Source organism: Bordetella sp. H567 (genome assembly GCF_001704295.1).
Classification (GTDB): domain Bacteria; phylum Pseudomonadota; class Gammaproteobacteria; order Burkholderiales; family Burkholderiaceae_B; genus Bordetella_C.
Map to the genome: position 1 here is coordinate 4,429,510 of NZ_CP012334.1, position 25,905 is coordinate 4,455,414.

The 25,905-nt window shown below is 66.5% G+C and carries 20 protein-coding genes and 1 pseudogene; 2 read left to right on the forward strand and 19 right to left on the reverse strand.

All coding sequences use genetic code 11. The features are described from left to right. Positions 1 to 15: 15 nt before the first annotated feature. On the forward strand, positions 16 to 909 hold the full coding sequence (locus tag AKI39_RS19920; protein WP_066640018.1) for an ABC transporter ATP-binding protein: 894 nt from the start codon (positions 16 to 18) through the stop codon (positions 907 to 909). Here the strand turns inward: AKI39_RS19920 and tssM are convergent. From tssM to tssA, 17 genes and pseudogenes are all read right to left on the reverse strand, one after another. After that, entirely contained in the window at positions 854 to 4,510 is a 3,657-nt protein-coding gene (tssM, locus tag AKI39_RS19925; RefSeq protein WP_066640020.1) for a type VI secretion system membrane subunit TssM, read from the reverse strand. The two genes, AKI39_RS19920 and tssM, sit on opposite strands and share 56 nt — an antisense overlap. A gap of 40 nt (positions 4,511 to 4,550) precedes the next feature. Next, entirely contained in the window at positions 4,551 to 5,570 is a 1,020-nt protein-coding gene (gene icmH, locus AKI39_RS19930; protein ID WP_338012433.1) for a type IVB secretion system protein IcmH/DotU, read from the reverse strand. Continuing rightward, positions 5,563 to 5,841, reverse strand: a pseudogene (locus tag AKI39_RS26275) (type IVB secretion system protein IcmH/DotU); the annotation flags it as partial. The gene icmH and the pseudogene AKI39_RS26275, both read right to left, overlap by 8 nt. Next, the gene (gene tssK / locus AKI39_RS19935) at positions 5,823 to 7,163 is read right to left on the reverse strand and encodes a type VI secretion system baseplate subunit TssK (protein WP_066640024.1); all 1,341 of its coding nucleotides are present in this window, start codon (positions 7,161 to 7,163) and stop codon (positions 5,823 to 5,825) included. The pseudogene AKI39_RS26275 and the gene tssK, both read right to left, overlap by 19 nt. A 14-nt stretch (positions 7,164 to 7,177) precedes the next feature. Beyond that, positions 7,178 to 7,708, reverse strand: coding sequence for a type VI secretion system lipoprotein TssJ (gene tssJ / locus AKI39_RS19940; RefSeq protein ID WP_158515192.1), 531 nt, complete (start codon positions 7,706 to 7,708; stop codon positions 7,178 to 7,180). After that, entirely contained in the window at positions 7,701 to 7,973 is a 273-nt protein-coding gene (locus tag AKI39_RS25755; RefSeq protein ID WP_158515193.1) for a hypothetical protein, read from the reverse strand. Before AKI39_RS25755 ends, tssJ begins: the two co-directional genes overlap by 8 nt. Continuing rightward, positions 7,970 to 9,907 (reverse strand): type VI secretion system Vgr family protein, encoded by a 1,938-nt coding sequence (locus tag AKI39_RS19950; RefSeq protein ID WP_235610684.1) that lies wholly within the window; start codon positions 9,905 to 9,907, stop codon positions 7,970 to 7,972. Before AKI39_RS19950 ends, AKI39_RS25755 begins: the two co-directional genes overlap by 4 nt. A 94-nt stretch (positions 9,908 to 10,001) precedes the next feature. Next, the gene (locus tag AKI39_RS19955) at positions 10,002 to 10,391 is read right to left on the reverse strand and encodes a DUF4280 domain-containing protein (RefSeq protein ID WP_066640032.1); all 390 of its coding nucleotides are present in this window, start codon (positions 10,389 to 10,391) and stop codon (positions 10,002 to 10,004) included. 23 nt (positions 10,392 to 10,414) lie between these two features. Then, positions 10,415 to 11,752: a hypothetical protein gene (locus AKI39_RS19960; protein ID WP_066640034.1), complete on the reverse strand. Its 1,338-nt coding sequence runs from the start codon at positions 11,750 to 11,752 to the stop codon at positions 10,415 to 10,417. A 211-nt stretch (positions 11,753 to 11,963) separates the two neighbouring features. After that, the gene (gene tssH / locus AKI39_RS19965; RefSeq protein ID WP_066640037.1) at positions 11,964 to 14,594 is read right to left on the reverse strand and encodes a type VI secretion system ATPase TssH; all 2,631 of its coding nucleotides are present in this window, start codon (positions 14,592 to 14,594) and stop codon (positions 11,964 to 11,966) included. Between the two features lie 15 nt (positions 14,595 to 14,609). Further along, positions 14,610 to 15,623, reverse strand: a complete 1,014-nt coding sequence (tssG, locus tag AKI39_RS19970) for a type VI secretion system baseplate subunit TssG (protein ID WP_066640039.1) — start codon at positions 15,621 to 15,623, stop codon at positions 14,610 to 14,612. Next, positions 15,608 to 17,482, reverse strand: coding sequence for a type VI secretion system baseplate subunit TssF (gene tssF, locus AKI39_RS19975; RefSeq protein ID WP_066640041.1), 1,875 nt, complete (start codon positions 17,480 to 17,482; stop codon positions 15,608 to 15,610). The genes tssG and tssF overlap by 16 nt, the downstream gene beginning before the upstream one ends. Then, the gene (gene tssE / locus AKI39_RS19980; RefSeq protein ID WP_066640043.1) at positions 17,479 to 17,991 is read right to left on the reverse strand and encodes a type VI secretion system baseplate subunit TssE; all 513 of its coding nucleotides are present in this window, start codon (positions 17,989 to 17,991) and stop codon (positions 17,479 to 17,481) included. Before tssE ends, tssF begins: the two co-directional genes overlap by 4 nt. Before the next feature lie 115 nt (positions 17,992 to 18,106). Beyond that, a complete protein-coding gene (locus AKI39_RS19985) occupies positions 18,107 to 18,589 on the reverse strand; it encodes a type VI secretion system tube protein Hcp (protein WP_066640046.1) in 483 nt (160 codons plus the stop codon). Positions 18,590 to 18,686: 97 nt separating this feature from the next. After that, the gene (tssC, locus tag AKI39_RS19990; protein WP_066643416.1) at positions 18,687 to 20,183 is read right to left on the reverse strand and encodes a type VI secretion system contractile sheath large subunit; all 1,497 of its coding nucleotides are present in this window, start codon (positions 20,181 to 20,183) and stop codon (positions 18,687 to 18,689) included. A 36-nt stretch (positions 20,184 to 20,219) separates the two neighbouring features. Beyond that, positions 20,220 to 20,756, reverse strand: coding sequence for a type VI secretion system contractile sheath small subunit (tssB, locus tag AKI39_RS19995; RefSeq protein WP_066640055.1), 537 nt, complete (start codon positions 20,754 to 20,756; stop codon positions 20,220 to 20,222). Between the two features lie 68 nt (positions 20,757 to 20,824). Then, on the reverse strand, positions 20,825 to 21,865 hold the full coding sequence (gene tssA, locus AKI39_RS20000; protein WP_066640057.1) for a type VI secretion system protein TssA: 1,041 nt from the start codon (positions 21,863 to 21,865) through the stop codon (positions 20,825 to 20,827). Between the two features lie 312 nt (positions 21,866 to 22,177). On the opposite strand from tssA, the gene AKI39_RS20005 reads away from it, so the two are divergent. Continuing rightward, positions 22,178 to 22,987 (forward strand): alpha/beta fold hydrolase, encoded by an 810-nt coding sequence (locus AKI39_RS20005; protein WP_066640060.1) that lies wholly within the window; start codon positions 22,178 to 22,180, stop codon positions 22,985 to 22,987. Here AKI39_RS20005 and AKI39_RS25585 read toward each other — a convergent pair. Next, positions 22,953 to 23,807 carry a hypothetical protein gene (locus tag AKI39_RS25585; protein WP_145925329.1) on the reverse strand — a complete coding sequence of 285 codons (855 nt, stop codon included), beginning with the start codon at positions 23,805 to 23,807 and terminating at the stop codon, positions 22,953 to 22,955. The genes AKI39_RS20005 and AKI39_RS25585 overlap by 35 nt on opposite strands. Positions 23,808 to 24,254: 447 nt before the next feature. Then, on the reverse strand, positions 24,255 to 25,700 hold the full coding sequence (locus AKI39_RS20015) for an aminotransferase-like domain-containing protein (RefSeq protein WP_066640063.1): 1,446 nt from the start codon (positions 25,698 to 25,700) through the stop codon (positions 24,255 to 24,257). Positions 25,701 to 25,905: the final 205 nt, after the last annotated feature.

A 25,905-nucleotide genomic window follows, 5' to 3' on the forward strand; every position in this document is an offset into this window, starting at 1 on the left:
GTTAAAGGACATCGCATGCCGGGGAACCTGCCTCCGCAAGCCTGGCCGGCGGCGGACGCCTGCCTGGATATTGCGGGCCTGCGCGCGGGTTACGGTGCCCGGGAAGTCATCCCGGGCCTGACCATGGCCGGCCTTCGCCCAGGCCGGATCGCCGCCGTGCTGGGACCGAATGGCAGCGGGAAGTCGACACTGCTGAAGGCGGTGGCCGGATTGGTACCGCCGCGCGGCGGCGCCATCATGCTGGACGGGGTCGATCTGGCCCGCGTGGCGCCACGGATCCGCGCGCAGCGCGTGGCCTATGTTCCGCAGGACCTGCCGTCGGCCGTCCATTTGCGGGTACTGGAAGCGGTATTGGCATCCGGCCGCGCCCAGGCAAGCGGAGCCCGCGACACCCACCGCGTGACTCCCGAAATGGCGCAGGCGCTACTGACGCGCCTGGACCTTGGCCCGCTCTCGCTGCGCTACCTGGACGAACTCTCGGGCGGGCAGCGCCAGCTGACCGGACTGGCCCTGGCACTGATTCGCCGCCCGCGTATCCTGCTGCTGGACGAACCGTTGTCCGCGCTGGACCCGCGCCATCAGTTCCAGATCATGGCGCTGCTGCGGCGGGAAACGGTCGAGCAGGGCTTGATTACCGTGCTGGTCGTCCACGACATCAACGTGGCCTTGCGCCACGCCGACCGCGTCATCATGTTGCGCGACGGGGCCCTCGCCGCGGACGGCGCGCCCGCCGAGGCGATTGCACCCGCCACGCTGGAGGCCGTCTATGGCGTTCGCGGGCGGGTGGAACAATGCAGCCTGGGCCTGCCCTACGCCATCATCGACGGCATTGCCTCCACCGGCGAAATCGACGCTACAGCTGCTCCGGACACCGGAAAACGCGCAGCGCGTTCAGCGCGAACGGATTGATCACGCTGCTGGCGTCCAGTTGCAGCGTGACGCTGCGCCCGCCCAGGTTGAAGGTCAGCTTGTAGCGGTCCGCGCGCACGCGCTCGGTCCTGCCCCGATCCAGCAGGCGGAACAGCGCCCATGGGCCGTCTATGGTGAAAGCGCGATCGGCGGCGGTGTCTCCCGTCTGGTAAGCCAGGCGCACGCTTTGCGTCCCGCTGCCCGACGGCCACTGGAATTCCACGGGACGCACGGGCCCATGGGCATAGTCCAGTGTTGTGCCACTCAAGGCCAGCGAAAAACGGGTGATGCTGGCATCCAGCGAAAGCGGCTGCAGCAAAAAACGTATGGAAAGGGCCTTGCCGCCATCCGGGAAAAACGCCGCGCGGATCGCGGCCGCACGCTGAAACGCCATCAGCGTGGCATCGGACATTTTCGGCGTGGTGGCGCCGGCCCGCCATTTCCACGGAGAAGTCCCCGTATCGATATAAGGAAGCAGATTGGCCTGGAAGAAGCTGTCCATCGCGCCGCCGGGTCCGAACACGCGCGCGAAATCGTCCGGGGTGACATCGACACTCGCGTAAGGGTCCAGGGGATAGCGATGATCAAGGGCCGCATGGCAGAACACCGCGCTGGATTGCCACAAATCGTTCAGCCGCCTGCGTTCGGTGTTCAGCGCGAGTGAATCGCCATTGGCCGAAAGGCTCTGCAGCATCTGGCGCAGCGGCTCCGGCTGTACCTGGGCGATTTGCCGAAGCTTGTCCAGCGCGTCCCCCGCCGGCATCGGCAGGCCGCGTTGACGCGCCGCCTGCACGGCTTCCAGGTACACGGCGGTTTCCTTCAAGGCCCCCTGTACTTCGTCCATCGGCGCAACACCGCTGGCCGATCCCGGCACGAACAACCGGTGCAAGGTATCGAAATGACGGTCCACCGACGTCGGTTCATCGTCGTCCGCGGCGTAGGGGGCAGGTGTATCGGCACTGGCCGGCGATGCGGACGCGGTGCCGCTACCGAAAATCGTGCCGCGCGTCGGATCGCCGCCTGACCCATCGGCCGTCGAGGGCGCCGGGGCGCCACCGGCGGGCGGGGAAGCCGCGGCGGCGCCGGACGCTGGATCCGCGGCGCCAGGCTGCAACGTCGTCTGGACCGCGGCCGCCTTGAGCAGCAGGCGCAGCGGCGAATCGCCCGCCGCGAGCATCCTGATCAGCCAGACGTCGCCGGGCGAGCTGGACAGCGGGACCAGGCGCATGTCGTTGAGCAGATCGTCCCAGGCTGCGATGTAGCGATGGAAATACAGCTTGTCCAGGTCGTTCTTCAGCGCGGCGCGGCGCGCGGCGATGGACGCACCGCTATCCATGCCCAGCACCCATCCCTCTTTTTCTATTTCGGCAAGGACGGCGTCGCGCAACTGCCTGTAATGCCGATAGCCTTCCACGGTATACGCGCCCGGCACGCCTTCGGTGAGCCACCGGCCGCTCGCCCTTACCAGGATCAGGGGTGCGTTCACGCCGCCCATCCGCGCGACCGATAGGGTGTCCGGCACGGCCTTCGTCAAGCGGCCCAGGATGTCCGCATACAAGCGATCGAGTGTCGAATAGCCCATCAGTTGTGCGCGTACCCGCGCCACGGCCGGCGGATCCAGCTGTATATGAGGCGCGTACGTGACGCAGCCGAACAAGGCCTTGATGTGCGCCATGAATTCCTGCCGCTGCGCCCGGTTGGCCAGGAACCGGTCTGCCTGACCCTGGGTCCATGCCATGACCACGGCGGCGTCATAGACGCGCGGCGTGCCCAGCATCAGATAGACACGCAAGGCTTGATAGCGCTGTGCGGCATCCAGGCTTGCGTCGCTCGCGACGTCCATGGCCCGGCGGGCGATGACGGGAACCACGGTCTGGCGCAGCACCTCGAGATACCGCTCGCGGCCGGCGGCGGCGACACGCACGGCGGGCCGCCAAGGTACCAGCCAGGACATCGGCCAGGCATGCGGCGGCGCCGCCAGCTCCCGCGCCGCATCGAGCAAGGGCAGCATGGACGCGGGCTGGTCCTGCGAGACGCCCTGCCGTGCCCGCGCGGCAAGGACGGCCAGGCGATCGTTGACCCTTGCCATGAAGACCTCGTCCTCACGCGCCGCCAGCCCCACGCCGGTACACACGGCGATCGCGCAGGACAGGAGCACGGCGCCGGCACCATAGCGCGCCCACCGGCTTTGAGGCACCAACGCGGCCCGCCTGAAAGCCAACCCGCTTTCCTGGAGTACCAGGTCGCGCAGCAGGCGCGCGGTGAAATAGCTGCGCAAGTGCGGCAACGCCTGCGGCGCGGCATGCACCGACGTTGCCAGCGACGTCGCCAGCGGGCTTGCGCCTTGCATCTGGACCGGCCCGCCGGCCTGCTCCGCGCTGGTGAAGTACACGCCGCGCAGCCAGGGAAGCGGAGCCTGGGGCGATGGCGTGAATATCTCGGCGAGGAACCGTGCGATTCCCTGGGTCAGCAGATCGAACTGCGCGGGAAATCCATAGACTTCGGCCCGGCGGTCCAGGGTCGCGCGGCTGCCCAGTATGCGAACCATGCGCCCGTGCAGGCGCTGCACAAGGTCCCGGCACATCACCGGGAAGGACTTCACGCCGTCTTGAGATGGATCCGTGTCGGCGACCGGAAATGTCAATCCGAACACCTTCGCGCGGCGCGCGGCATCCAGGTCATCGAAGTAGGCACGAAAGCCGGCCACGCGGTCGCACTGCGTGATGACCACATAAACGGGGAAGTGGACCCCGAAGGTAGACCGCATCTCCTTGAGCCGCGAACGCAGTGCCGCCACGTCGGGCTGCGGGCCATCGGTATCGCCGAACAGCGCGCCGGCGGCAAGCGTGACGATGGCGCCGTTGACCGGACACCGCCGGCGCGCCCCGCGCAGGCGGCGCAGGAGCACGCTCCAGAACGCGTGATCGGGCACCCCATGGCCCGCCTGCCCGGCCGCCGTGCCGGGAACGCCCACTTCGAGAAGGACCGCTTCATCGGCGATCCACCAGCGGCAGGGATCGGTGGATCGCAAGCCGGCTTCCATTCCATCGCGCGCGTACTCCAATCCAGAGGCGTTCAATAGCGCGCTCTTGCCGCTGCCCGCCGATCCCAGCACGACGTACCACGGCAGGCGGTAGGCGCTGTTCCGGCCCAGGCGCCACCATGGCCCGCCCCTGCCGAGCACCTTCAGCGCCGCGTCGAACCCCCGTTCCAGCTTCGCGACCGCATCGCCGTCGGCGGCGGGCGGGGCGATATCGACGCACCGCGTTACGGCGGCGCTTTCCTGCGCCGCCGGTTCACCGGCGCCCTGCCTCGTGCCCGGCCTGCCTTGCGCCGGCTCGGTGGCGACCTGAGGCGGCGGCGCCCATACCACCCGCAACCGGGGCATACCGCGCATCAGCCGCGCGATACCGCGATAGGCGAACCACATCGCGAACAGAAGCGCGATCAGCCCCACCCGCGCCCAGGGATCGGCGAAGGGGTGTGTGCCGCCCAGCGAAAGAGCGGGCGCGTAAATCCATGTCAGCGACACACCGAACAGCGCGGCAAGCGCTCTGATGAAGGTATGCAGCATGGATCCGGGCGAAATGCGTTTCACCATAGGGCGCGTACCTCGTGTGCAGGATTGAAAAATGGAGTGGTCACCGGGCGGCTCCCGGCGCCACGAGCGTGATCACGACACGCCGGTTGCGGCCCCGGCCGGCCTCCGTATCGTTGGGCGCGACGGGCTCCGTATCGCCACGTCCCTGAACAAGGAAACGATCGGGATCGCTAGCCTCCTGGACCAGCAGGTCCTTTACCCGGCCGGCCCGCCGCAGGGACAGCTCCTGATTGGACGGTGCCCCTGGAGCGGGCCGGATGTCGTCGGTATGGCCGACGATGGTCACGTCCCCCGGTACGTCGTGCAGCGCGGCGCCGATGCGACGCAGCAATGGCACATGTGCGGGAAGCACCCAACTGCTGCCGGAAGCGAAAAGGCCGTCGCTGTTCAATGTCAGGACGGCCCGGTCGCCGTTCTGGTCCAGGCGCACGGATCCGTTGGCGATTTCGGGCGCGAGTATCGCAGCCAGCTGCCGGATCGCCGGATCGAAGCGGGAAGCCGGCTTGGCCGGCACGGCCGGCGGCGGTGGGGGCGGCGCCGGCTTGGGCATGCGCACCGCCACGTATACCTTGCCCAGGGCGTCCATGATGGCCTGCGCCGGCCCGCGCATCCTCCAGTCTGCAATGCCCAGCGTCGCGGCCAGCATGAGCACGGAAATCGCCAGGGCCAACCATAAGGGGCGTATGTGCCAAAGGGGACGACGGCGGCCGGGCACGCTGCTCGGCTCCGGCGAAAAACCCTGTTCCACGGTGCCGCGCGTATCGCCGATCAACTGCAGCAGGCGAGCGCGCAATTGCTCCAGCTCCATTGCGCCGCCTTCCATCAGGCGGTAGCGCCCTTCCATGCCCAGCGACAGGATGATGTAAAGCAACTCCAGTGCATCGATGTTGGCGGCCGGATCCCGGGACAGATGGTGCAGGATGGTGAAGAAACGTTCTCCGCCCGACGCCTCGCCATGGAACGTGACCAGCAGGCTGCGGCTGGACCATGCGCCCCCTCCCCCCCCATGGCGTGGCCGCGATGACTTCGTCCAGGAAGGTGGAGAGGCAATACCGGGCAGCGGCCAGGAGTTCCGCGTCGATGCCCTGTGCCCGCTCGACGAAGGTACGCATCATGCCGACCAATTGCGCGCGCAAGGCCTCGAGCGAGGCCGGCGCGGGGGCATGGCGCAGCAGCGTTCCTACCTCCAGCAAGGGATGGGCAGCGCCCACGAGACGATTCAAGCCCTGCGGCCTGGCCGTACGGGCGGGCGACGGAACGCGCGCCGCATCGTACAGGGCGTCGGCCGAGAACATCGGAGCGGACAGCTCCGTCATGCCCTTATCGCCCATAGATCGATCTGCAATCCCGGGAAGTCCCCGGCGACATGCAAGGCGATCCCGGCGGACGTGGCCAGCTGCGGCCAGAGTTCGTCATGCATGTCCAACGCGAAGTAGCAACGCCCCGCGCGAAAGGGCAACTGGCGCGGCGCGACGCTCAATGGACGCAGCCCGATGCCGGGCAGCTGCAGCGTCACCAGGTCGTGGATCTTCTCCACCGGGCCGATCTTCACTTGGGCCGGCAGCGCGGTCAGCAGTGCCTCGGCCGGCATATCCGCGGCGATCTCCAGTACGAATTCGGCGCTCTTGAGCAGCCCCGTGTCCGGCACCCTGCCGATGTGCAAGCCAAACTTGCCGGGTTCCAGCGCGATCGATACCGCGCGCGGGTCCGAGACCAGACTGAGCGCCCGGCGCAGTTCGTCCATGAGCGGCGTGAAGGTTGCGGCCAGATCGTCGTGGCGATACGGCCTCGGCACGCCGGGACGCTTGGCATCGCGCACGAAGGTGGCGAGTTCACCGGAAAGCTGCAGCAATTCGCGGTAGAGCACCTCCGGGTGCAGCGACTCCGATGCGACGAAATGATCGAACAAGGGTTCGACGCGATTGATCAGCTGCAGCAGCAGGAAATCAACGATTTCGGCCGTGCCATGCGAACCGGCCCCGGCCAATCGCGACGACAGCGTCTGGCCACGCTGATGCAGCAACCCTTTCAGCTCCTCGATGAATCCGGCCAGGCGCGGGGCTGCCCGGCACGCCAGCGAGGGCGGGGAGTAATCCATGTCCAGGACCACGCAATGGTCGGGGCGTCGCTCGCGCACGCGGGCCACGCCCAGCGTCGCGTATCCCTGCGCGACGGTATCGGCCAGCGCCAGCCGCAGGCGCAACTTTCCGACTTCCATCAGCACGCCCTCCCCTGCGGACGCCGTGCTGTCGGCGACCGTGCATTCGGCGCGGCGATAGCGCGCGTGCGCCTCGGCATCGTCCCTGCCATCGGGCGCGACATCCGGCACGCCCAGGCGCCGCAAAGGCAGGGCCAGCACCACCATCGCGTCGCGCCTGTCTTCGGGGATATCCAGCGACGGCGGCACGCCATCGTCCGCGGGCAGGGAAAACGGCGTGCCGTCGGGCATCACGCCTTCGCATGCCACCAGCCCGACCTTGCCCAGCCCCAACTGCTGCTCGTCGATCACAAGCCGCGTGTATCCCCAACCGTAGCGGCCCCGTGCGCGCCAGTAGGACTCCACCAGGTGATGAAAATACCGGTCGTGCTGCTGCAGATGCTGTTGCTGCAACAGCATGCCTTCCGACCAGACAACCTTGCTATTCCAATCCACGATACTTGCCCCTCTCATCGGTCCGGATCGTTATCGGCGCCGCCACCGGCGTCGTCCTTGGCATATCCCCCCGCGTTTACGGCCTCGGCGCGTATCGCGGTGCGTCGCAGATCGACGGCAATACCATGGCTCGCCAACCCCGACACGGGGAAGTCGCGCCGCCACTGCGCATGTTCGATGTCCCGATATGCGGCGACGATCGCCACCACGCGGGTCTTCGGGTCCAGAGGCTGCCCGACGATTTTCTCTGTGCCGGGAAGCAAGGTGATCTCGCTGCGCGCCAGCAGGTTGGGACCCAATATCTGCCTATCCTTGTCGTGCAGATCGAAGAAGCTGGCACGGTCGAAGGCTTCGGTATCCGTCAGCTGGTAAATGCGGACCACGATAGGCGAAGGACGTCCGGAAGCGTCGGGATTGACATCGGCGGACGTTTCCAGCACCACCTGCAGCGATGCGCATGGCATCGATTGCGCACTGCAGCCGCCCAGGGCCAGAATCCAGGCCCATGCCGCGACGGCCATCGACACACGGACGATCCTACGCATCGCCGCCTCCGGATCCAGACGGATACGCCGGCACGACCGGCAGCGGGGAAAAGGCCTGGCGCTCCGGCGCGGCGTGGTCGCCGCGGACTGCCGGCTTGGCCACGCCGCGTTTCGCATGGACCAAAAGACGGAGCGGATCCGCCTCGGCCATGACGTCGATGCCGCGCTCCAGCACCGGATTTCCGGAGAGGAGAGCGGCCTGGGAAAGCCCATCGCGGGCGCTGTTGGCCCCGCAAGAATATCGATAGAGATTTTTTAGCTTCATTTGACCTGTACCGAAGAACCGTCGTCCGCCTTTTCCGGCGTTTCGGGGGATTCAGGGGAACCGCCGGGACCGCTGCCCGCCGCGCCCTCGCTGTTCAGGGCAACGATCGGCCCGGATATCTGCACGCCCGCCGCGTTGACCGAGATGAAGCTGTTACCCACCTTCAGGGACACCATCGCCTCGGCTTCGATGACGACGGTGGCGCCACCCTTGATGTGGACCATCTCGCCATTCACGACATAGCTCATGCCTGCCTGGTGCAGCACGTTGACGGCCGCCTTCAGTGAGGCACTGCCGTCCACCTTGACCTTCCGGCTGCCGCTCACGGAAATATGCTGCGCGCCGGCATGCAGCAGCTGCCGGCCCTTGACCGTGCGATGCTCGTCCTCGCCTACCCAGGTAAAACCGCTTTTCTTGACGTAGGTATCGAAGCGCCCACCGGTATAGAGCAGGACCTGCAGCGCCTTGTCGTTGAAGCGCAGCTCGTTGCGGTCCTTCTCGCCATCGCCCAGCGAATCGGTGCGGATGGCGGCAATTTCCGCATGTCCCGCGCCGATATACGGCGGCGGGTTGCGGCTGTTGTAGACGCTACCCACGATCATGGGATGGTCGGGATCCCCGTCCAGGAAGTCGACCACGACCTCCTGCCCCGCGCGCGGCACGAACACCGCGCCCCAACCCTTGCCCGCCCAGGCCTGCGCCACCCGCACCCAGCAGCGCTGCATGCGCTGGCTGGCCTTGGGAGGATTGAACTGTTCCCAATGGAACTGCACCTTGACCCGACCATGGGCGTCGGTGGCCATGGGTTCGCCGTCCGGCGCCACCACCATGGCCGTCTGCAGTCCCGGCCGCGGCACCGGCGTGGCACACGCCGCGCGCCATGGCTGCTGGCGCGGAATTGCCGAGAACGTGCAATCGAACACCGGCTTGCGTTCGTGGGCCGCGCGCGGCGCCGCGGTGTAGTCGTCGCCGCCCAGGCGATAGTCGGCGGAGACGACCAGGTATTCGTCGTTCTGGTCGGCGCGGGGATGGTCCGTCATGCGGAACCAGGCGCCCGGCTTTACGCCGCGGGCCGTCGCGCGTCCCGTCGCGCGGCGCGAACGTGCGCGATGCGCGTCCAGCCGCGCCTGCGCATGGCGGCGGCCGTCAGCCTGGTCGTCATAGCGCAGCGCATATTCCTCGAGCGTGCCGGCGCCCGTGTCCGCCTCGGCCGTGGCACGCGCCAATAGTCCCTGGCTTTCGCTGCTCTTGACGTTGAGGAAATCGAATGCGTTGAACTCGCTGGTCCCGGGCGCGATTTCCGCATCCAGGGCCCAGCGATAGATGGACTCCTGCGGCGCGCCGTCGTCGATGGCCAGCGGCGAGAAAAGGATGGACTCGTAACCGGGCGTCGCTTCGTGCGCTTGCGGCGAATCCACCAATACCACGGTCTCGGTGCCGTTCGCGTGTTCGAAGTAGTAGTAGATACCTTCGCGCTCCAGCAGACGGCTCATGAAATCGAGGTCCGTCTCGCGATATTGCGCGCAATGCTGGAGCTTGGGATAACTGGCCGTGCAGGCGATGCGGTACACCACCTGGTGGTCGTCCAGCAGCTGCCTGACGATATCGGGGACCGACATATCGAAGAAGAAGCGGCAATGCGACGAACGACTGAGCAGCCATAGCCGTGGCCGCATGATGGCGCGGTATCGCGTCAGCCTGTCGGGCCGGTCCTGCGACAGCGCGGCACCGGCGATACCGAAACGGCTGACGATACCGTTGAACTCGCGCTTGCCGGACGAGGTGTCGAGCCTGACGCGGATTTCGCTGCCCAGCAACTTGGCAGGATCGATGCCGGCATCCGCGCTGAGCAGCTCGAGCCGGAACTCGAACGGCTTGCCCAGGCGCTCTTCGCCGCGCAGCCCGCACAGCAGCAGCGTATCGGCGGCGAGCAACGCGCTCTGGACTGCAATTCCGCGGTTTTTCTGGGTTGGGCGCGAGGACATGGTATCGGGGAAAAGTGAACGGGCTGGAAAAACGTGTCGGCGATCAGGGCACCAGCGTTCTGGCGCTGCCCGGCATGCCGATGCTGATCAGGCCTCCCCACTGGCACATGCAGGTCGAGGTATTGTCCAGAGCCGGCATATTCCCGATCAGCACCGTAGGCGCGCCGGGCAGCCAGGGAGCGACGGTGACCGGGATGCAAGGCATGGGCGTCAATACGCCCATGGCCGCCGCGGTGGCGCTTGCCACCGCGGGGTTGGCGGGCGACGTGCACATCGCAAAGGTGGGGATATTGACCACTGGCTTGTTGTCCTCGATGGTCGCCGCGGGACGCCCTTCGACGATGACGCGCGCCGTGGGCAGGACCACCAGCGCGGTGGGCGCCGTTCCGAAGGTACACGTCAGGGTTGCACCCATTACGACTTGCTGGGCCATGGTTGTCCTTTTCGGCTTCCGGATCAGTTCATGGCGTACCCATGGGTCGCGATCAACCCCAGGTAGTACCAGAACCCTTTCGCTACGACCGGATCGTCGCGAATATGCAGGCTGAGCGACTTTTCCATGTTGAAGCGCGGATGCGTGAATTGGAGGCCGGTCGCATTCAGATAGAGGCGGGCGTCGGTGCGCAGGTACTCCATTTCCTGCAAGGCCTCGTTGAACCGTGCCTGGTTAAGCAAAGTCTGGCCGCCTTGCGACAACCAGTATCTGGGATCCTGCCCCATGTTCAGAAAGCTCCAGGCGTCTCCGACACCGTGGGGGACGATCAGGCCGAGACACGCGGCGGCAGGAAACCAGCCGATATGGTTGGCGTAGAACGCGTCGAAATCCCGTTCGTGCATTTTCTGTGTGGCGGCGTCCAGCGTGGGAAGGCTGAACTTCGGTTTGTCGCCGTCGCCCACGGAGTAGCCGTGATCCTTGGCAAAACACCTGGCGTACCCGATGAGGCGGCCCAGGCGCAGGTGTTCCGACAGGCGGATGAATAACGTCGTCAACCTTTGGGCAAGCGCCGCGGCCAACTTGACGGGCCAGGCCACGACAACACCGCAAGAGGCGGCAGCGCTGAACGCGGCGTTGGCCAGGCGCGTGGAATCCATCAGCCCCGACAGGGCACGGCCCAGGTAGACCCCGCTGCTGATGTGGCGCGGCAAGCCCGCCGTATACGCTGTGGGGCCGAATTGGTGATAAACGGTATGGCACGCCCTGGAGGCCAGGTAGCAGACGCTCCGGACCGCACTGAGTACCGCCGCCCCGTGGCGAATCTTGTCGACTGCCGCTTTGTCGAGGACGCGGGCCACGAAATAGGCCACGAAATTGACCGCATCACTCAGGATCACGCGTTCGTCTTTCATGAGGTCCATGACCCTGTTCTTCGCATTGCTGCCCGCGGCGGCCAGGGTCCCGTCGCTGAAGGCTTTCACGAACTTCTCCCACGCGTTCTTGACGACCAGGACGATGACCTTGGACAGGTGTTTGTCACCGGATTCCTTGAGCGTCTCGAAGGCGCTATTTTCCAGCCAGCTCAGGCCGGCCGGTGAAGCATCGATCAACTTCTTGAAGAAATCATCGCCCTTTTCACCCACGCGTTTGCTGTCCTGGCTAATCGCCCAGTCTGCCGCGGTGAGACTGAAATCGGGGTTCAAGGGAATATCCTTGATGATGCCCGCGATCTCTCCCGCCGAGTCGCGCTGGACGTCGAGACCGCAGAACAGGTCCAGTAGCCCTACACGGGCGATGTATTTCTGGGTGGAAAAGCTGGAGTCGGTGACGGGAATCCGATCGAATACTGTTTCTGGCATTGAAGTTTATGGTTGAGGTTGCTATCGCGGAAACCGTCGGGCCCCCGTCCCGGCAAGCAGGACGTGGGCCATGGCGGCTCCGATGTTCAAGGAATCGATGCCCCCGGTACCGGCATACCGGCCGGGTGCGATGCGCGCCGAACGCCGGCATGGACCTGGCCTGTACGCCGCGCCATGAGCCGATGACGCCGGTGTCTCAAAGGCATGGCGCTCAGTCGAAATCGCACTGCCACGCTCCCTCTTCGACACGCACGCCGACCCGTGTTGCCGTCCGCCGGTCCTTTTTTCGTACGAGCAGCTCGTGGCTCAACACGGGCAGCAATTGCTGGGCGAGCATCGTGTCTATCAAGCGGGCGCCGCTTTCGCGGACCTCGCAGCCATCCAGCACGGCCGCCACGACCGTCTCGTCGTAGTGCATCGCGACACCTTGCTGTTCGTGCATGCGGGACGCCAGGCGGTCCAGCTGCTGTCGGACGATGGCCGCCAGGCTGTCCGGCCCCAGGGGCAGATAGGGCACGATCGTCATCCGCGCCAGCAATGCCGCCGGGAACACCCGCAGCAGCGGCGCGCGCAGCACGCGGCACAGATCGTCCAGGCCCCGCGATGCCTCGTCCGCGTCCAGCATCTGGTCCGTTCCGGCGTTGGTCGTCAGCAGGATCAGCGTGTTGCGAAAGTCGATCACGCGGCCCTCGCCATCTTCCATCCAGCCTTTATCGAAAACCTGGTAGAAGACTTCGTGTACGTCGGGATGGGCCTTTTCCACTTCGTCGAGCAGGATGACGCTATAGGGCTTGCGTCGCACGGCCTCGGTCAGCACACCACCCTGGCCGTAGCCGACGTAGCCCGGCGGCGCGCCCTTGAGCGTGGATACCGTATGCGGCTCCTGGTATTCGCTCATATTGAGCGTGATCAGGTTCTGTTCGCCGCCGTACAGGGCCTCGGCGAGCGCCAGCGCGGTCTCGGTCTTGCCGACGCCCGACGATCCCGCCAGCAGGAACACGCCGACAGGCCTGCCGGGACGATTCAGTCCCGCGCGCGCCGTGCGGATGTACCGTGCCAGCAGGGCAATGGCGCCGGGCTGGCCGACGATGCGGGTATTCAATGTATCTTCCAGCGCCAGCAGGCCGTCGACATCGTCGGCCACCATCCGGCCGACGGGGATACCCGTCCAATCCTGCACGACAGCGGCCACGGCCTGGCGATCCACGTCAAGCAGGACCAGCGGCGCTTCGCCCTGGCAGGCTTCCAGTTCCGCGTCCATGCGGCGCAGCGCCGCGAGCCGCGGATCGTCATCGCCCGCCGGCGGCGTTTCGATCAAGGCCGCACGGCAGGCCAGCACATCGGCCACCAGGCGTTTTTCGGCCTCCCAGTGCTGGACGGCATCCGCGCAGGCCTGCCGGTCGGCCGCCAATTCCTCTCCCAGCCGCGCCACACGGTCGTGGGCGCCGCGGCCCAACGCGGCTTCGCGTTCCAGCAGGGCCAGTTCCGCTTCCTTCGCCGCGATCGCCGCGCGCAGCTGCTCGATCGCGGGCGGCGTCGCGTGCCGGCTGGCGGCGACCCGCGCGCCCACCGTATCGAGCAGGCTCACCGCCTTGTCCGGCAACTGGCGATCGGCGATATAGCGATGGCTCAGCTGCACGGCGGCCCGCAGTGCCTCGTCGGCGATGCGTACGCCATGATGCGACTCCATGGCGGGTGCCAGGCCGCGCAGCATCCGCAGCGCCCGGGCCTCGTCCGGCTGGCACACGGCGACAGGCTGGAAGCGGCGCGTCAGGGCGGGGTCTTTTTCGATGTGCTTCTTGTATTCGGCCCAGGTGGTGGCGGCGATGGTGCGCAAGGATCCGCGCGCCAGCGCGGGCTTGAGCAGGTTAGCCGCGTCCCCCGTGCCTGCCGCGCCACCGGCACCGATCAGCGTATGCGCCTCGTCGATGAACAGGATCACGGGATGATCCTGCGACTGCGCTTCTTCCACGACCTGGCGCAGCCGCTGCTCGAATTCACCCTTCATGCTGGCACCGGCCTGCAGCAGGCCGACATCCAGCGTGCGCAGCGCCACGCTGCGCAGCGCGGGCGGCACTTCGCCGGCAACGATGCGCTGGGCCAGGCCCTCGACAACGGCGGTCTTGCCCACGCCGGCTTCGCCGGTCAGGATGGGGTTGTTCTGCCGGCGACGCAGCAGTATGTCCATCACCTGGCGGACTTCCTCGTCGCGGCCGACGATGGGATCGAGCTTGCCGTCGCGCGCCTGGGCGGTCAGGTCCACCGTGTAGCGGGCCAGGGCCTCGCGCGCGCCCAGCGCCGCCGCCGGGATGGCGCCGCTCGCCTCCCCGGGCGCGGCGGCCATGGGCGGCGCGCTGGCTGCATGTTCGGGCGAAGACGCCAGCAGAGCGTCGAAGCGTTCGACAAGCGCATTGCACTCTATGCGCGCGAACTGCGACGAGATCTCCGCCAGGCGCCGCCGCAGCGACGCGGTCTTCAGAAGGGCGATCACCAGATGGCCGGTGCGGACCTGCGTCGCGCCGTACATCAGCGAGGCGTATACCCAGGCACGCTCGACCGCTTCATCGACGTGGGGGGACAAGTCTATGGCGCCCGCGGCGGACCGCGGCAGGCGTTCCAGCGCGTCGGTCAGATCGCGCGCCAGCACCGCCATGCCCAGGCCGAAGTGGCGCACGATACCGTGCAGGTCGGAATCCTGGCCCTGCAGTATCTGGTGCAGCCAGTGTTCGATCACCACGCGAGGATTACCCCGCAACTTGCAGAATACGGTGGCGCTTTCGATGCTGCGGTATGCCAGCGCGTCGAGTTTGCCGAAGAGCACGGCACGGCTGATTTCTGCCATGAAGCGATATCCTTTTTAGCGTCGTTCAAGAGAGTCGCGAGACTGGAAACGCAAGCAAGGCGCGCCCGCGGTCCCGCCCGGCCGGCCCAGCCAGGTACTGCGCGACAAGCGCGCGTTGCCATCCAGCCGCATTGCGGCGGCCGCGCCCGGCGCCAGGCGCAGCTCCACGTCCCAATCCAGAATCGAGCCGGCGTACAGCCGCACCCATTCGGCCAGGCGGCGGAACCCGTCGGTGCCCGGCTGCAGGCCTTGCGCGCGCGCCTTGTCCAAGGGGCCGAGAACCACCCGGAACTTGTGCTGGCGATCCCATACCCTGGCACCCAGTGGCAGGCCATGTCCGAGCCGCTTGGCGCCGCCGCGGCCCAGGCGGGCGCGGTCTTCCCCGGACAGGTACAGCCACTGGCCGACGAACTGGTTTATCGCGGCCGGGACGCGGAAATAGCGCGACAACAAGGAGGCCAGGCCATGCGCGTGGCGCGTGCGCGCGGCGAGCAGGCCGCTGAATTGCAATTTGGCGTATTCGCCGATGCCATCGGTGCGGTGCGTGGCCGGCGATCCCAGCCCGCACAGGCTGCCGACGTATTTGGCGTAATGGTTGCCGTCCGCGCGATCGTGACCGATCACCGGCTGGCCCACGGCCCAGGCACGGTAGAACAGGCTCATCATGCGGTGATGGAACATGTCCAGGAAGCCGGCCAGCGTGGTGTCTCCCGCATGGCGAGCCCGATCGCGCACGTATTCCGTCAGATGCAAAGGCAGCGGACCCGTCGTTCCCATCAGGCCCAGCGCATTGACGGCCAAGCGCGCGGGGGCCTGGGCCGTTGCCGGCCGGTAGGCGGATAGCTCGCTCGGAACGAAGGCCATATCGGCGTCCTGCCCGAAACGAACGGGATCGTCGGCCGCGCGCGCGGACGCGCCGATGCGCGGCTTTGCCGGATAGGCGCATTCGATCTGGCGCATCGCCTGATAAAACGCGTACCGGCAGGGATCGGCGGCGAGGCGCCGGTCGAGCGCTACAGGATCTGGCATAACCCTGCCCTCGCCGGCCACCGCACGATGCTCGTGCCCGGAGAAGTCCGGATCACGGTCTCGACGAAGTGGTTGATCGAAACGTAGGAAGAAAGAAAAACATGCAAGACCGCGCCCAGCAGGAAAGCGCCCGTTCCTTCGAAAACCGTTTCGTCGAAGGTCAGGGTCAATTCCATGCCGCGGCCGAAGCTGATCGGACCTGTGCCCGGCATGCGCCGTGTGAGCGGCCGCGCTGCGACGCCGCACAGGCCGGCGATCTGCCGGCGTGCGGCCTCGTCTTCCGGGTGCCGGTACAGTTCCAGCTGTTCGCGCAGGGCCCGCGCGCCGCCGTCGCCTTCGGCCAGCGACAGATAATTGAGCGATAAATGATTGAGGAAGCGCCAGACCGCCGCGTCGGCCGCCAATGCGGGCCGGGGCTCGCTGGGACCGGACAGGCAGCGCACCGAATCGGCGGGGATCTCCGCGCTGAACGTGAAGTCCGTCGCCCCCACGCCCACCGGCATCGACAAAGGCAGGTCGCGGTTGGTGCAAAGCAGGTCCACGCCCAGCTGCCGCAAATCGTCCGAGTACGGGGCGTCATGCTCGTCGACCAGCGCGATGTAGGCCTCCGTGCCCAGGTAGCGCGAGCGCGCCCCATACTGCCGTTCGCGCGCGGATTGGGCGCGCGTTTCCCGACGCAGCTGGAAGTACGCGCCCCCCGGCTGGCGCGAGGCCCACGGATCCAGCGATCGATAGAACGGCTGGAAATGCCGGGGTTCGGTATCGCCGGTGCGGTAGCCGCGCACGCCCTCCACGGCGTACACCTCGAAATCGATCGGCCGTGTGCGGTCGACGACGATGGGGTATTCGAACTTGTCGTTCGACAAGGCAATCCGGTCGGACGATCGGTTGAACAGGTTGATCGCCGGCGTGCAGTGCAGGGCGAAATGGGACACGCCTACGGACCGCTCCACGGCCGCGTCGTACTTGTCCAGCAGCAGGAACAGGTCGAAGGCGCGGTCCTTGCGATCGCGCAGCGCCGCGCGCAAGCCATTCAGGCCCACGAACAGATAACGCTGCTGGAAAGAGAAGTACTCGTGGAGCAGGCGATAGCCCAGGAAGGTCTGGCGGGATACCGGCAGCAATGCCTCGTCGTCGGTGAACCCCATGGGGCAAATGCAGTCGGCGGCAAGCATCGAATGCCAGGCCGGCGGCCGGTCCGCGGGCAGCACCACGGCGGCAATCACGTGGGCCGAAAGCTGTTCATACAGCCGCACGGAAAAACCTTCTTCGCCGCGCAGATAGAGCGGGATGCCATCCAGATCCGGCATGCAGGCCGGCACGTCCCCCATCATCTCGAAGCGCAGCCGCAGCACGGCTTGCGGTGCGCCGGGCAGGTCCAGGGATAGGCCGGCGATGGCGCCGGTATAGGGAAGGTAGTCGGCCTGCGCGATGCGCAGCGGAAGCAGCGGCACCGCATGGGCGGTGCGGTACTCGCAGCGCGTCGGACTATGCCGATCCAGCTGGCTGTGCAGGACGGTGTGCCGCGGCACGGTGTAGCCCTTGGACAAACTGGAATGGCTCCAGTCCGGTTCGAACTGCACCACCGCCATCGACGGCGTGGGCGCCATGAATTGCGGATACACCATCTCCGCGAGATGCCCGGTGAAGCTCGGAAACTCCGCATCCAGCTTCATCTGCACCCTGGCCGCCAGGAAACTGAAACCCTCCAGCAGGCGCTCGACATAGGGATCCGCGCATTCGAAGCTTTCCAGGCCCAGGCGGCCGGCAATCTTCGGAAAGGCAGCGGCAAACTCGGCGCCCATTTCGCGCAGGTGCTGGAGTTCCCGGTTGTAGTAGCCGAGCAGCTTGGCGCTCATGCGATCGCTACCTCGCCGCCATCGATGAGCCGCGCCTCGCCTGCCTCCAGATCCAGCTCGGTCTTGAAATAGAGGCGCTCGGGATAGGGTTGCGCCCACAGCTCGCCTTCCACCAGGAAGGCCATCACGCTGCCACCGGTCTCGGCGCTGTGATCCAGGGGCGTCACGCGCAGGGAATGGCCGCCGATGCGCGGCTCGAATCGACGGATCGCCCGCGCGATCTCGTCCGCGACCGACGCCGCATCGATATCCGCCAGCGTTTTACCCGTCAACCCGCGCAGGCCGTAGTTCAGCACCGAAGCCTCGGCCAGGGAGAACGCACCGAGGTCGCCCATCCGCGCCTGGACCGCGTTGAATAAGTAAGTCAAGTCCCGCAACACGCTCACGCGCAGCTGGCGCATGGAGACGACGCGGCGTTCCCGCGGTTCGAAGGCAGCGTCGGGCGCCAGATCGGTCAGGCGATCCAACAGCGCGGGTTGCAGGCGATCTCTACTGGTAAGTTCCGGCATGGATGAAGGAATGGCGCAATGAGAGGACGGCTTCGCGGTGAAGCCCGCCCTCCCGGAGATCTGACAGGACCTGACAGGGCGGCGCCGGTTTCTTCCGGTACCGTCCCTTGCAGGATTACGAAACCTTCTTCGTCAAGATATCGAAGGTCACGTTGCCGGCCGGTTCCAGCGCGCTGGTCTCGGTGTTCTGCTTGAAATACTCGCGCTTCACGGACTCGAAGGTCATGGAAAAGTCTTCGACGCCACCCGGAGAGATCTGGTACTGCCAGATCCGCGCGTTGGTCAGCGTGATCTTCATGAAGGGCTTGGGCTGGGCTTCCCCATCCGCCTTGTATTCATGGATCTCCACGGTCTTGATCGGCTTGCCCTCGTAGAATTGCTTCTCCGCGGGCGCCGAGGCCTTGCATTGCTTTTTGTGAAGGCTGATCGGAGAGACGTACGTCGCGCCGGAGCCGGACAGACCAGGCCCACGACCATCGATCGGGATCGACGCGCTGTAAGCGAAACTCAGGATATCGACGTGATCCGTGGCGCCGGCAATCAGCGAATCGCCGGGGATGCCATCCATCTTCATGGTAATGACGGTATGATCGGACATAGTTGCTCCAAGGCTGGATTTTTCAGTTTAGGAATGGGTCTCCGAAGGAATATCAGTCCTTCGGAAACCGTGAGAGACGGGCGGCCAGGCCCGTCGTCTACTTCCCTCCGATGGAGGGAAGCTTGCTGACCAACCGCAGCGATACGGTCAGCCCTTCAAGCTGGTAATGCGGTTTCAGGTAGAAGCGCGAGGTGTAGTAGCCGGGGCTGCCCTCGACTTCCTCGACGATGACCGATGCGCCGGCCAAGGGACGCACCGCCTTGGCCTCTTCGGACGAATGGGTGGGCATGCCGTCGACGTAGTTGACGATCCACTGATACAGCCATCGCTGCATGGCGTCCCTGTCCTTGAACGAGCCGATCTTGTCGCGCACGATGCACTTCAGGTAATGGGCGAAACGATTGCAGGCGAAGATATACGGCAGCCGCGCCGCCAATGCGGCGTTGGCGGTGGCCTCGGGATCGTCGTACTCGGCGGGCTTGTGCAGGGATTGAGCCCCCAGGAAAGCGGCGGTCGACGTGTTCTTCATATGCACCATCGGCAGGAAACCGTTCTTGGACAGCTCTGCTTCGCGCCGGTCGCTGATCGCCACTTCGGTCGGACACTTCGCGTCGAAGCCGCCATCATCGGTGGGGAAAACATGCGTGGGCAGATCGTCCACTGCCCCGCCCGACTCTATCCCGCGGATCCGCGAGCACCAGCCGTAATGCTTGAACGACCGATTGATGTTGGCGGCCATGGCATAGGCGGCATTGGCCCAGACATAGCGGTTCGTGTCACCGCTGGCGGTGTCTTCCTCGAAGCCGAATTCGTCCACGGGATTGGACTTGGCGCCGTAGGGCGCGCGCGCCAGGAAGCGCGGCAGGGCAAGGCCGATATAACGCGAGTCCTCGGATTCCCGCAGCGCGCGCCAAGCGGCATGTTCGGGAGTCTGGAACAGCTTGGTGATATCGCGCGGGTTGGCGAGGTCGCGCCAGGACTCCAGCAGCATGACCGAGGGCGATGCGCCGGCGATCAGCGGCGCGTGGGCAGCCGCGCAGATGCGTCCCATCTGGCTCAGCAGGTCCACGTCGGGTCCGCTATTGTCGAAGTAGTAGTCCGCAACCAGGGCGCCGTAGGGCGCGCCGCCGAACTGCCCGTACTCTTCCTCGTACATCTTCTTGAAGATCGGGCTCTGGTCCCACGCCGTGCCCTTGTACTTCTTCAGCGTCTTGTACAAGTCCGACTTGGAGATATTCATGACGCGTATCTTCAGCTGCTCGTCGGTTTCCGTGTTGGAAACCAGATAGTGCAGGCCGCGCCACGCGCCTTCCAGCTTCTGGAATTCAGCGCAATGGAGGATCGCGTTGATCTGTTCGGTCAGCTTGCGGTCGATTTCGGCAATCAGCGTCTCGACGGTGCTCAGCACATCGTTCGATACGAGCGACGCATCGGCCAGGGCATGGGCGGCGAGTGTGCGCACCGAGTCCTCGACGGCCTGTCGCGCCTCGTCGGTTCGGGGTTTGAATTCCTTCTTCAGCAGGCTGGCGAAATCGTCGCCGCCCGCGGCCTCGACCTGGACATCGGGGGAGACGTCCCCGGCCTCGGTAGTCATGTCAGTCATCGATGGTTTCCTTGCAGATCTTCGGGTTTACGCATCCGGAGCCTGGGCGGCTTCGGTATCGGCTTGCGCCGCGGGCTTGGGCATGGCCGCCAGGCTTTGCATCAAGGCAGGATCGGACAGCAGCTTCGCAACCAGATCCTCCGCGCCTACCTTGCCGTCCATATAGGTCAGCAGGTTCGCGAGATGGCCGCGCGCTTCCAGCATCTTGCGCAGCGGCTCGACCTTGCGCGCGATGGCCGCGGGCGAGAAATCGTCCATCGACTCGAACACGAGATCGACGCCGAGGTTGCCCTCGCCCGTCAGGGTATTGGGCACGCTGGCCGCCACGCGCGGCTTCATCGCCTTCATGCGCTCGTCGAAGTTGTCGCCGTCGATCTCCAGGAACTGGCGTTCGGCCACCGGCAGCGGGGCCTGCAACGACTGTCCCGAGAGATCCGCCATCACGCCCATCACGAACGGCAGGCTGACCTTCTTCTGCGCGCCGTTGACCTCGACGTCGTATTCGATCTGCACGCGCGGCGCACGCGTACGGCCCAAGAATTTCTGACTGCTTTCCTTGCTCATCTGAGTCCTTCCGTAAGAGGATGAATCGTTGCGGGAACGGGGGGATGCGCCGATGCCGCGAATGACCGCTAGGCGGCGATGCCAGCGATATGGTTGACCTGCGCAACGCTTTCGGGCGACAGGTCGTTCAGGAGATCGATGAAGGGCACGCCCACCAGGCGCCGTGCGCGCTGCAGCAGCAAGGGCACGGGGCTGCCAGGCTCTTCCTTGGCGTAGTAGTCGCAGATGCGATCGATCATCGCGATCACGTCGTCGCGCGTCTCCAGGACCCCGGTGCCGGATCTCCCGCCGGCGCCCGGGACGCCATCGGACGTGCCGTCCGGCCCGTCACCGTCCGATGCCATATCCGCCGCCCGCCAGTCCGGATGCGAAGAGAGGCGCCCTTGCACGGCATCGGCGGCACGCTGTAGAAGTTGGCATAGGCTGCGCAGCGCCACGGCGCGCGCATGGCCCACCCGTTCGGTGACCAGGGTTTCGATATGCTCGGCGCGGCGGGCCGCTTGCGCGAGCAGCGCGGCGGTGTCCTTGAGCGATTGCAGGGAGGCGGTCTTGAAAATCGCGTCGATCGTCGACGCTTCCATGGCGGTTTCGTCGCCGGCTGCCGTCAACTCGCCAGCGGCGATATCCAGGTCGCGCAGGCTGACGCGGCCCTGCATGGGCGAATCCGCGAGCGGCAGCGTGTACGACTGGCGCAGCAGGCCGTCCTTTTCTTCCAGGGCGACAAGGGTATTGACGCGCTCGGTGGGGTCGTCCTCGTCGTCGGCATCCAGGAGCGGATACACGTGAGCCCAATGCTGTTCGATATACCCTTCGACCAGGGCCAGGCCGTCATCCAGCCCGGCAAAGCCGTGCAGCGCGGTGAGCGCGCGTGTGAGCCATACCGCGAGACGCAGATCCCGCGTCCGGCCCAGCAGCGCCAGGGACGAGGCCTTGACCGCCTTCCAGTCCGGATCCGCCGCAACCTGGCGCATCTTGCCGTATTCGATATCGGGCGTGCCCCGCATCAACTGCAAGAGCGCAACGTATTCGGCCGAATACTCCAGATCGGGACCGCACGGCGAATCCAAGGCGATCGCGGGCAGCAGGCTGGCAACGTCTATAACAGGCATCGATCATGTCTCTTCAGTTCGCACGCGCTGACTGGTAGCCAGGTGTGCATTCGGCCGAAATGGTGGCTTCGATCCGAATAAGCGGGGCACGCGAGGCGCACATGGTGAGATGCGCCACCGACAGGACGAACTCTATCGGCCGGGATGGGAGGCGGATAATTGGATAAATCTCAAGCGCACGGAGAATTGCGGGATAAATGCAAGGGGCCGGAAAAATCGCGCGGCCCACGCGGCCGCTTCGGCCGGACGCTGCATGCGGCAGGTAGAATCACAGCGCTTCGAAAGAACCTTCCTGCGCATCACATCGCCGCCATGTCGCCCGATTTCGCCTATCCCATCAGGTACGCAGCCCTTGCGGATGCGCGTTTAGCCCATGTTGCGCTTGGCACGGGCGCGCCCGTCGTGCTGGTGCACGGCTCGCTGTGCGACCTGCGTTACTGGAAGGCGCAGATCCCGGCGCTGTCGCGCGACTTCCAGGTTTTTTCCGTCAGCCTGCCGGGCTATTGGCCCGAGGCGGCCGGCGAGGATCCGGGGGAATTCTCCGGCGCACGGCATGCGGACGCGGTGGCGCAGTTCATCGACCGCGAGTGCGGCGGCAGTGCGCACGTCGTCGGCCATTCGCGCGGCGGACGCGTGGCCTTCGAGCTGGCGCAGCGGTACCCGGACAAGGTGCGCGCGCTGGTACTGGCCGATCCCGGCCTGGTGGTGGGCGACAGCGAGGAAGGGCGCGGTGACTTTCGCGCGCAGGCGCTGCAGGCCATCCGCGACGGCAACGTCGAACAGGGGCTGGCGCTGTTCATCGACACGGTCAGCGGCGAACAGACCTGGCGCCGCATGGTGCCCTGGTTCAAGGAAATGGCGATCGCCAATGCCCACACCTTGGCGGCGCAGGTGCAAGAGCCGCCCTATGTGCTGACCGAAGCGCGGGCGCGGACCGTGACGCAGCCGACGCTGCTGATCGGCGGCGCGCTGAGCCCGCACCCTTACCCCGCCATCCTGGATGCCTTGCAGGCTTGGCTGCCGCACGCGCAGTCCCTGCGCATCGCGGGTTCGTCCCATGGAATGAACCTGGGAAACCCGCGCGCTTTCAACGAGGCGGTTCGCCGTTTCCTGGTGGCTTAGGCAGCGGCGCCGCCCCCTCGACCTGCGTGGTGATCGGGCCGGCCGGATAGGGACGGTGGAATACGGGCATGGACAAAGCCGATCCCGCTCGGTCGGCGGACTTGCTGCGCGAAGGCGGTGCGGGTCGGCCATCGACGGCGATGGATGGCGGAACCGGCGCCGCCCCGAGGCTGCCCTCGGATCGCGAGCGTGCAAGCGATGGGGCATTGCCGCTGTCGGCCGAGCGTGCCTGCGAAGGCGGCTCGGAACGGCTGCTGTCGGCCGATCGCGAACGGGGCGGCAACGCGGGCTTGATCCCGGGGATGGAAGCGGGCGTTGGACTGGCGTTCTGGGCCGCCCTGTCATAGAACGGGTCGCCCAGCCCCGGCGGCCGCGCCGGCAACGCGGGGCGGCCGCCGGACACGGGCTGGGGCGTCGGCAGGGCGCCCGCGGAACGGCCCGGCTTCAGGCGCACGCCGGGGATCGGCATACTGGAAAAGGACGACGGCGTACCCGACGGGCTGCGCAGGACGCAGTTCGGCATCGACTGGCTGGACAGCCCGCCCGGAGAAACCTGCGTATCCTGGAACCGCGATGAGCCGACGGACGAGAAGTCGAGCTTACGGATGCTGGCCCGGCGCTGGCTGTTCGTCTGCGCGCGGACCAGCGGTACATTGCGGGGCCTTGAATGAATGAGCCGGTCGATCATCCGGCTGAGCGACCGGGCGGCGCGCGTTGCGGTCCCCTTGCACGTCCTGAACAGGCGTTCGACCGACGTCTCGATGCCGCCGATGGCGGCTCCGCCCGCGACGGGCGTAGCGGTGTTGATATTGATACCCATGTCGTGAATCTCCAGGGCCCTATCGTGGAAGGGCATGTAAAGACGCCGCGGCGGACGGATCGCATCCGGCGCGCGCCTGCATGTGTGGGAGGCCGCGACAGCGTCCGTCCACGCGGCCCGGCCACTGTAGCGTCGACGTCCGCCCCGGTCTGTCAGGCCCGGCCGCGCCCCGCATGGCGCGGCGGCGTGTTTCGCCACGGAAGCGACGCCGGCACAAGGTTCCCGCAACGGCCCATCCATGTAGGACTGATTGACCTCATGTAGGACTTATTCACCCATCTGCCGTGGTACAACCCGACGCCAATCGTCGGAATGATCCGAATACGGAGGCGGCATCAACGCGCTTAGGGCTACCGTCTGGCAGCCCTGCTGGCCCTGGCCATGCCGCGCCAGCCGCGCCGGCAGGAACGGCGCATCAACGGCGGCACCCGCCAGGGCCTGTCAACGCTAGGCGGACAACTGCCGCGCGACGATCTCGCCCAGCACGCGCATGGCGTCTTCCAGGGTCTGGTCCCAGGGATGACCATAGTTCAGCCTCAGGCAATCGCGGAAATCCCCGCGTGGCGAGAAAATCGGCCCGGGCGCGACACTGATGCGCCGTGCCAGCGCGGCGCGATAGACGGCCAGCGCGTCGGCGCCCGGCGGCAGCTGCACCCAGAGGAAGTACCCGCCCTGCGGCCGCGAGGCGCGCGTGCCTTCGGGAAAGTAGCGCGCCAGGGCGGCCATCATCTGCTGCTGTTGCCGCTGCAGGGTGGCGCGAAGTTGCCGCAGATGGCGGTCGTAGCCGCCATGGTCCAGGTATTCGGCCAGGGCCAGCTGGTTCGGGCTGGGCGATGCCAGGGTCGTCATCAGCTTCTGGCGTTCCACCTCGCGGGCGTAGCGGCCGGCGGCCACCCAACCGACACGATAGCCCGGGGCCAGGCACTTGGAGAACGATGCACAGTGCAGGACCAGGCCATCGCGGTCATAGGCCTTGGCGGGCAGCGGTCGCACCCGCCCGAAATAGAGCTCGCCATAGACGTCATCCTCGATCAGCGGTATGCGGTGCCGGGCCAGCAGCGCGACCAGCGCCTGCTTCTGCGGCTCGGGCATCAAGCTGCCGGTGGGATTCTGGAAGTTGGACATGATCCAGCACGCTTGCGGGCGATGCCGCTCGATCGCCTGCGCCAGGGCGTCCAGCTGGATGCCGGTGCGCGGGCTGGTCGGCACTTCGACGGCGTGCAGCTTCAGGCGCTCCAGTGCCTGCAGGGTGGCATAGAAGGCGGGCGATTCGATCAGCACCGTATCGCCGGGCCGCGTCACTGCCATCAAGGCCAGTTGCAGGGCCTCCATCGCCCCGTTGGTGATGACCAGGTCGTCACCCTGCACGTCCATCCCGTCGATGAGATAGCGCACCGCGATCTGCCGCCGCAGGGCGGCATTGCCGGTGAACATATCGGCGATGCTGCTCCAAGGGTCCATGCGGCGCAGGCCCGCCTTCAAGGAAGACGCCAGCCGCACCAGCGGGAACAGCGTGGGCGCCGGGAAGGCCGATCCGAAAGGAACCGTGTCGGGATCCCGCACCGAGCCCAGGACCTCGAAGGCGAGCGCCGCGACGTCCACCGGCGCGGGATTGCCGTCCGGCTGGGAGATCTCGGGCTCGGGCGGGGTGCGCTTGCGCGGGTTGACGTAGTAGCCCGAGCGGTCGCGGGCCTGGATGTAGCCGCGCGCCTCGAGCAGGTAATACGCCTGGAATATGGTGGATACGCTGACCCGTCGCGCCGTGCTCGCCTGCCGCACGGACGGCAGGCGGTCGCCCGCGCGCAGCGTACCGGCGTCGATGGACCGCACGATGTCGGCCGCCACCGCTTCGTAGCGCTTGGGGCGGACGGCCCCAATAGAGGAATCTGCCATGGTGATGGGGTAACAATCCCTTGCTGCAAGACGTCTGTCGGGGCCCGGATTGCGCCACGAGGCGCAATCCGGACCATATCAGTTTTGCCGGCGCGGGCGCGAGCAGCCGCTGCGCTGAGGCTCAGGCACGCCAATTGCTGCCGGGCGCTCCGCGACGATACATGAAGTAACGTGCGGTACTATTTCCCCGCCGGTATCGATATGG

Excerpts from the sequence above, each read along its gene's own strand:
- AKI39_RS19920 (WP_066640018.1), top strand. The coding sequence starts at position 16 with ATGCCGGGGAACCTGCCTCCGCAAGCCTGGCCGGCGGCGGACGCCTGC.
- tssM (WP_066640020.1), bottom strand. The coding sequence starts at position 4,510 with ATGGTGAAACGCATTTCGCCCGGATCCATGCTGCATACCTTCATCAGA.
- tssJ (WP_158515192.1), bottom strand. The coding sequence starts at position 7,708 with ATGCGTAGGATCGTCCGTGTGTCGATGGCCGTCGCGGCATGGGCCTGG.
- AKI39_RS25755 (WP_158515193.1), bottom strand. The coding sequence starts at position 7,973 with ATGAAGCTAAAAAATCTCTATCGATATTCTTGCGGGGCCAACAGCGCC.
- AKI39_RS19955 (WP_066640032.1), bottom strand. The coding sequence starts at position 10,391 with ATGGCCCAGCAAGTCGTAATGGGTGCAACCCTGACGTGTACCTTCGGA.
- AKI39_RS19960 (WP_066640034.1), bottom strand. The coding sequence starts at position 11,752 with ATGCCAGAAACAGTATTCGATCGGATTCCCGTCACCGACTCCAGCTTT.
- tssH (WP_066640037.1), bottom strand. The coding sequence starts at position 14,594 with ATGGCAGAAATCAGCCGTGCCGTGCTCTTCGGCAAACTCGACGCGCTG.
- tssG (WP_066640039.1), bottom strand. The coding sequence starts at position 15,623 with ATGCCAGATCCTGTAGCGCTCGACCGGCGCCTCGCCGCCGATCCCTGC.
- tssF (WP_066640041.1), bottom strand. The coding sequence starts at position 17,482 with ATGAGCGCCAAGCTGCTCGGCTACTACAACCGGGAACTCCAGCACCTG.
- tssE (WP_066640043.1), bottom strand. The coding sequence starts at position 17,991 with ATGCCGGAACTTACCAGTAGAGATCGCCTGCAACCCGCGCTGTTGGAT.
- AKI39_RS19985 (WP_066640046.1), bottom strand. The coding sequence starts at position 18,589 with ATGTCCGATCATACCGTCATTACCATGAAGATGGATGGCATCCCCGGC.
- tssC (WP_066643416.1), bottom strand. The coding sequence starts at position 20,183 with ATGACTACCGAGGCCGGGGACGTCTCCCCCGATGTCCAGGTCGAGGCC.
- tssB (WP_066640055.1), bottom strand. The coding sequence starts at position 20,756 with ATGAGCAAGGAAAGCAGTCAGAAATTCTTGGGCCGTACGCGTGCGCCG.
- tssA (WP_066640057.1), bottom strand. The coding sequence starts at position 21,865 with ATGCCTGTTATAGACGTTGCCAGCCTGCTGCCCGCGATCGCCTTGGAT.
- AKI39_RS20005 (WP_066640060.1), top strand. The coding sequence starts at position 22,178 with ATGTCGCCCGATTTCGCCTATCCCATCAGGTACGCAGCCCTTGCGGAT.
- AKI39_RS25585 (WP_145925329.1), bottom strand. The coding sequence starts at position 23,807 with ATGGGTATCAATATCAACACCGCTACGCCCGTCGCGGGCGGAGCCGCC.
- AKI39_RS20015 (WP_066640063.1), bottom strand. The coding sequence starts at position 25,700 with ATGGCAGATTCCTCTATTGGGGCCGTCCGCCCCAAGCGCTACGAAGCG.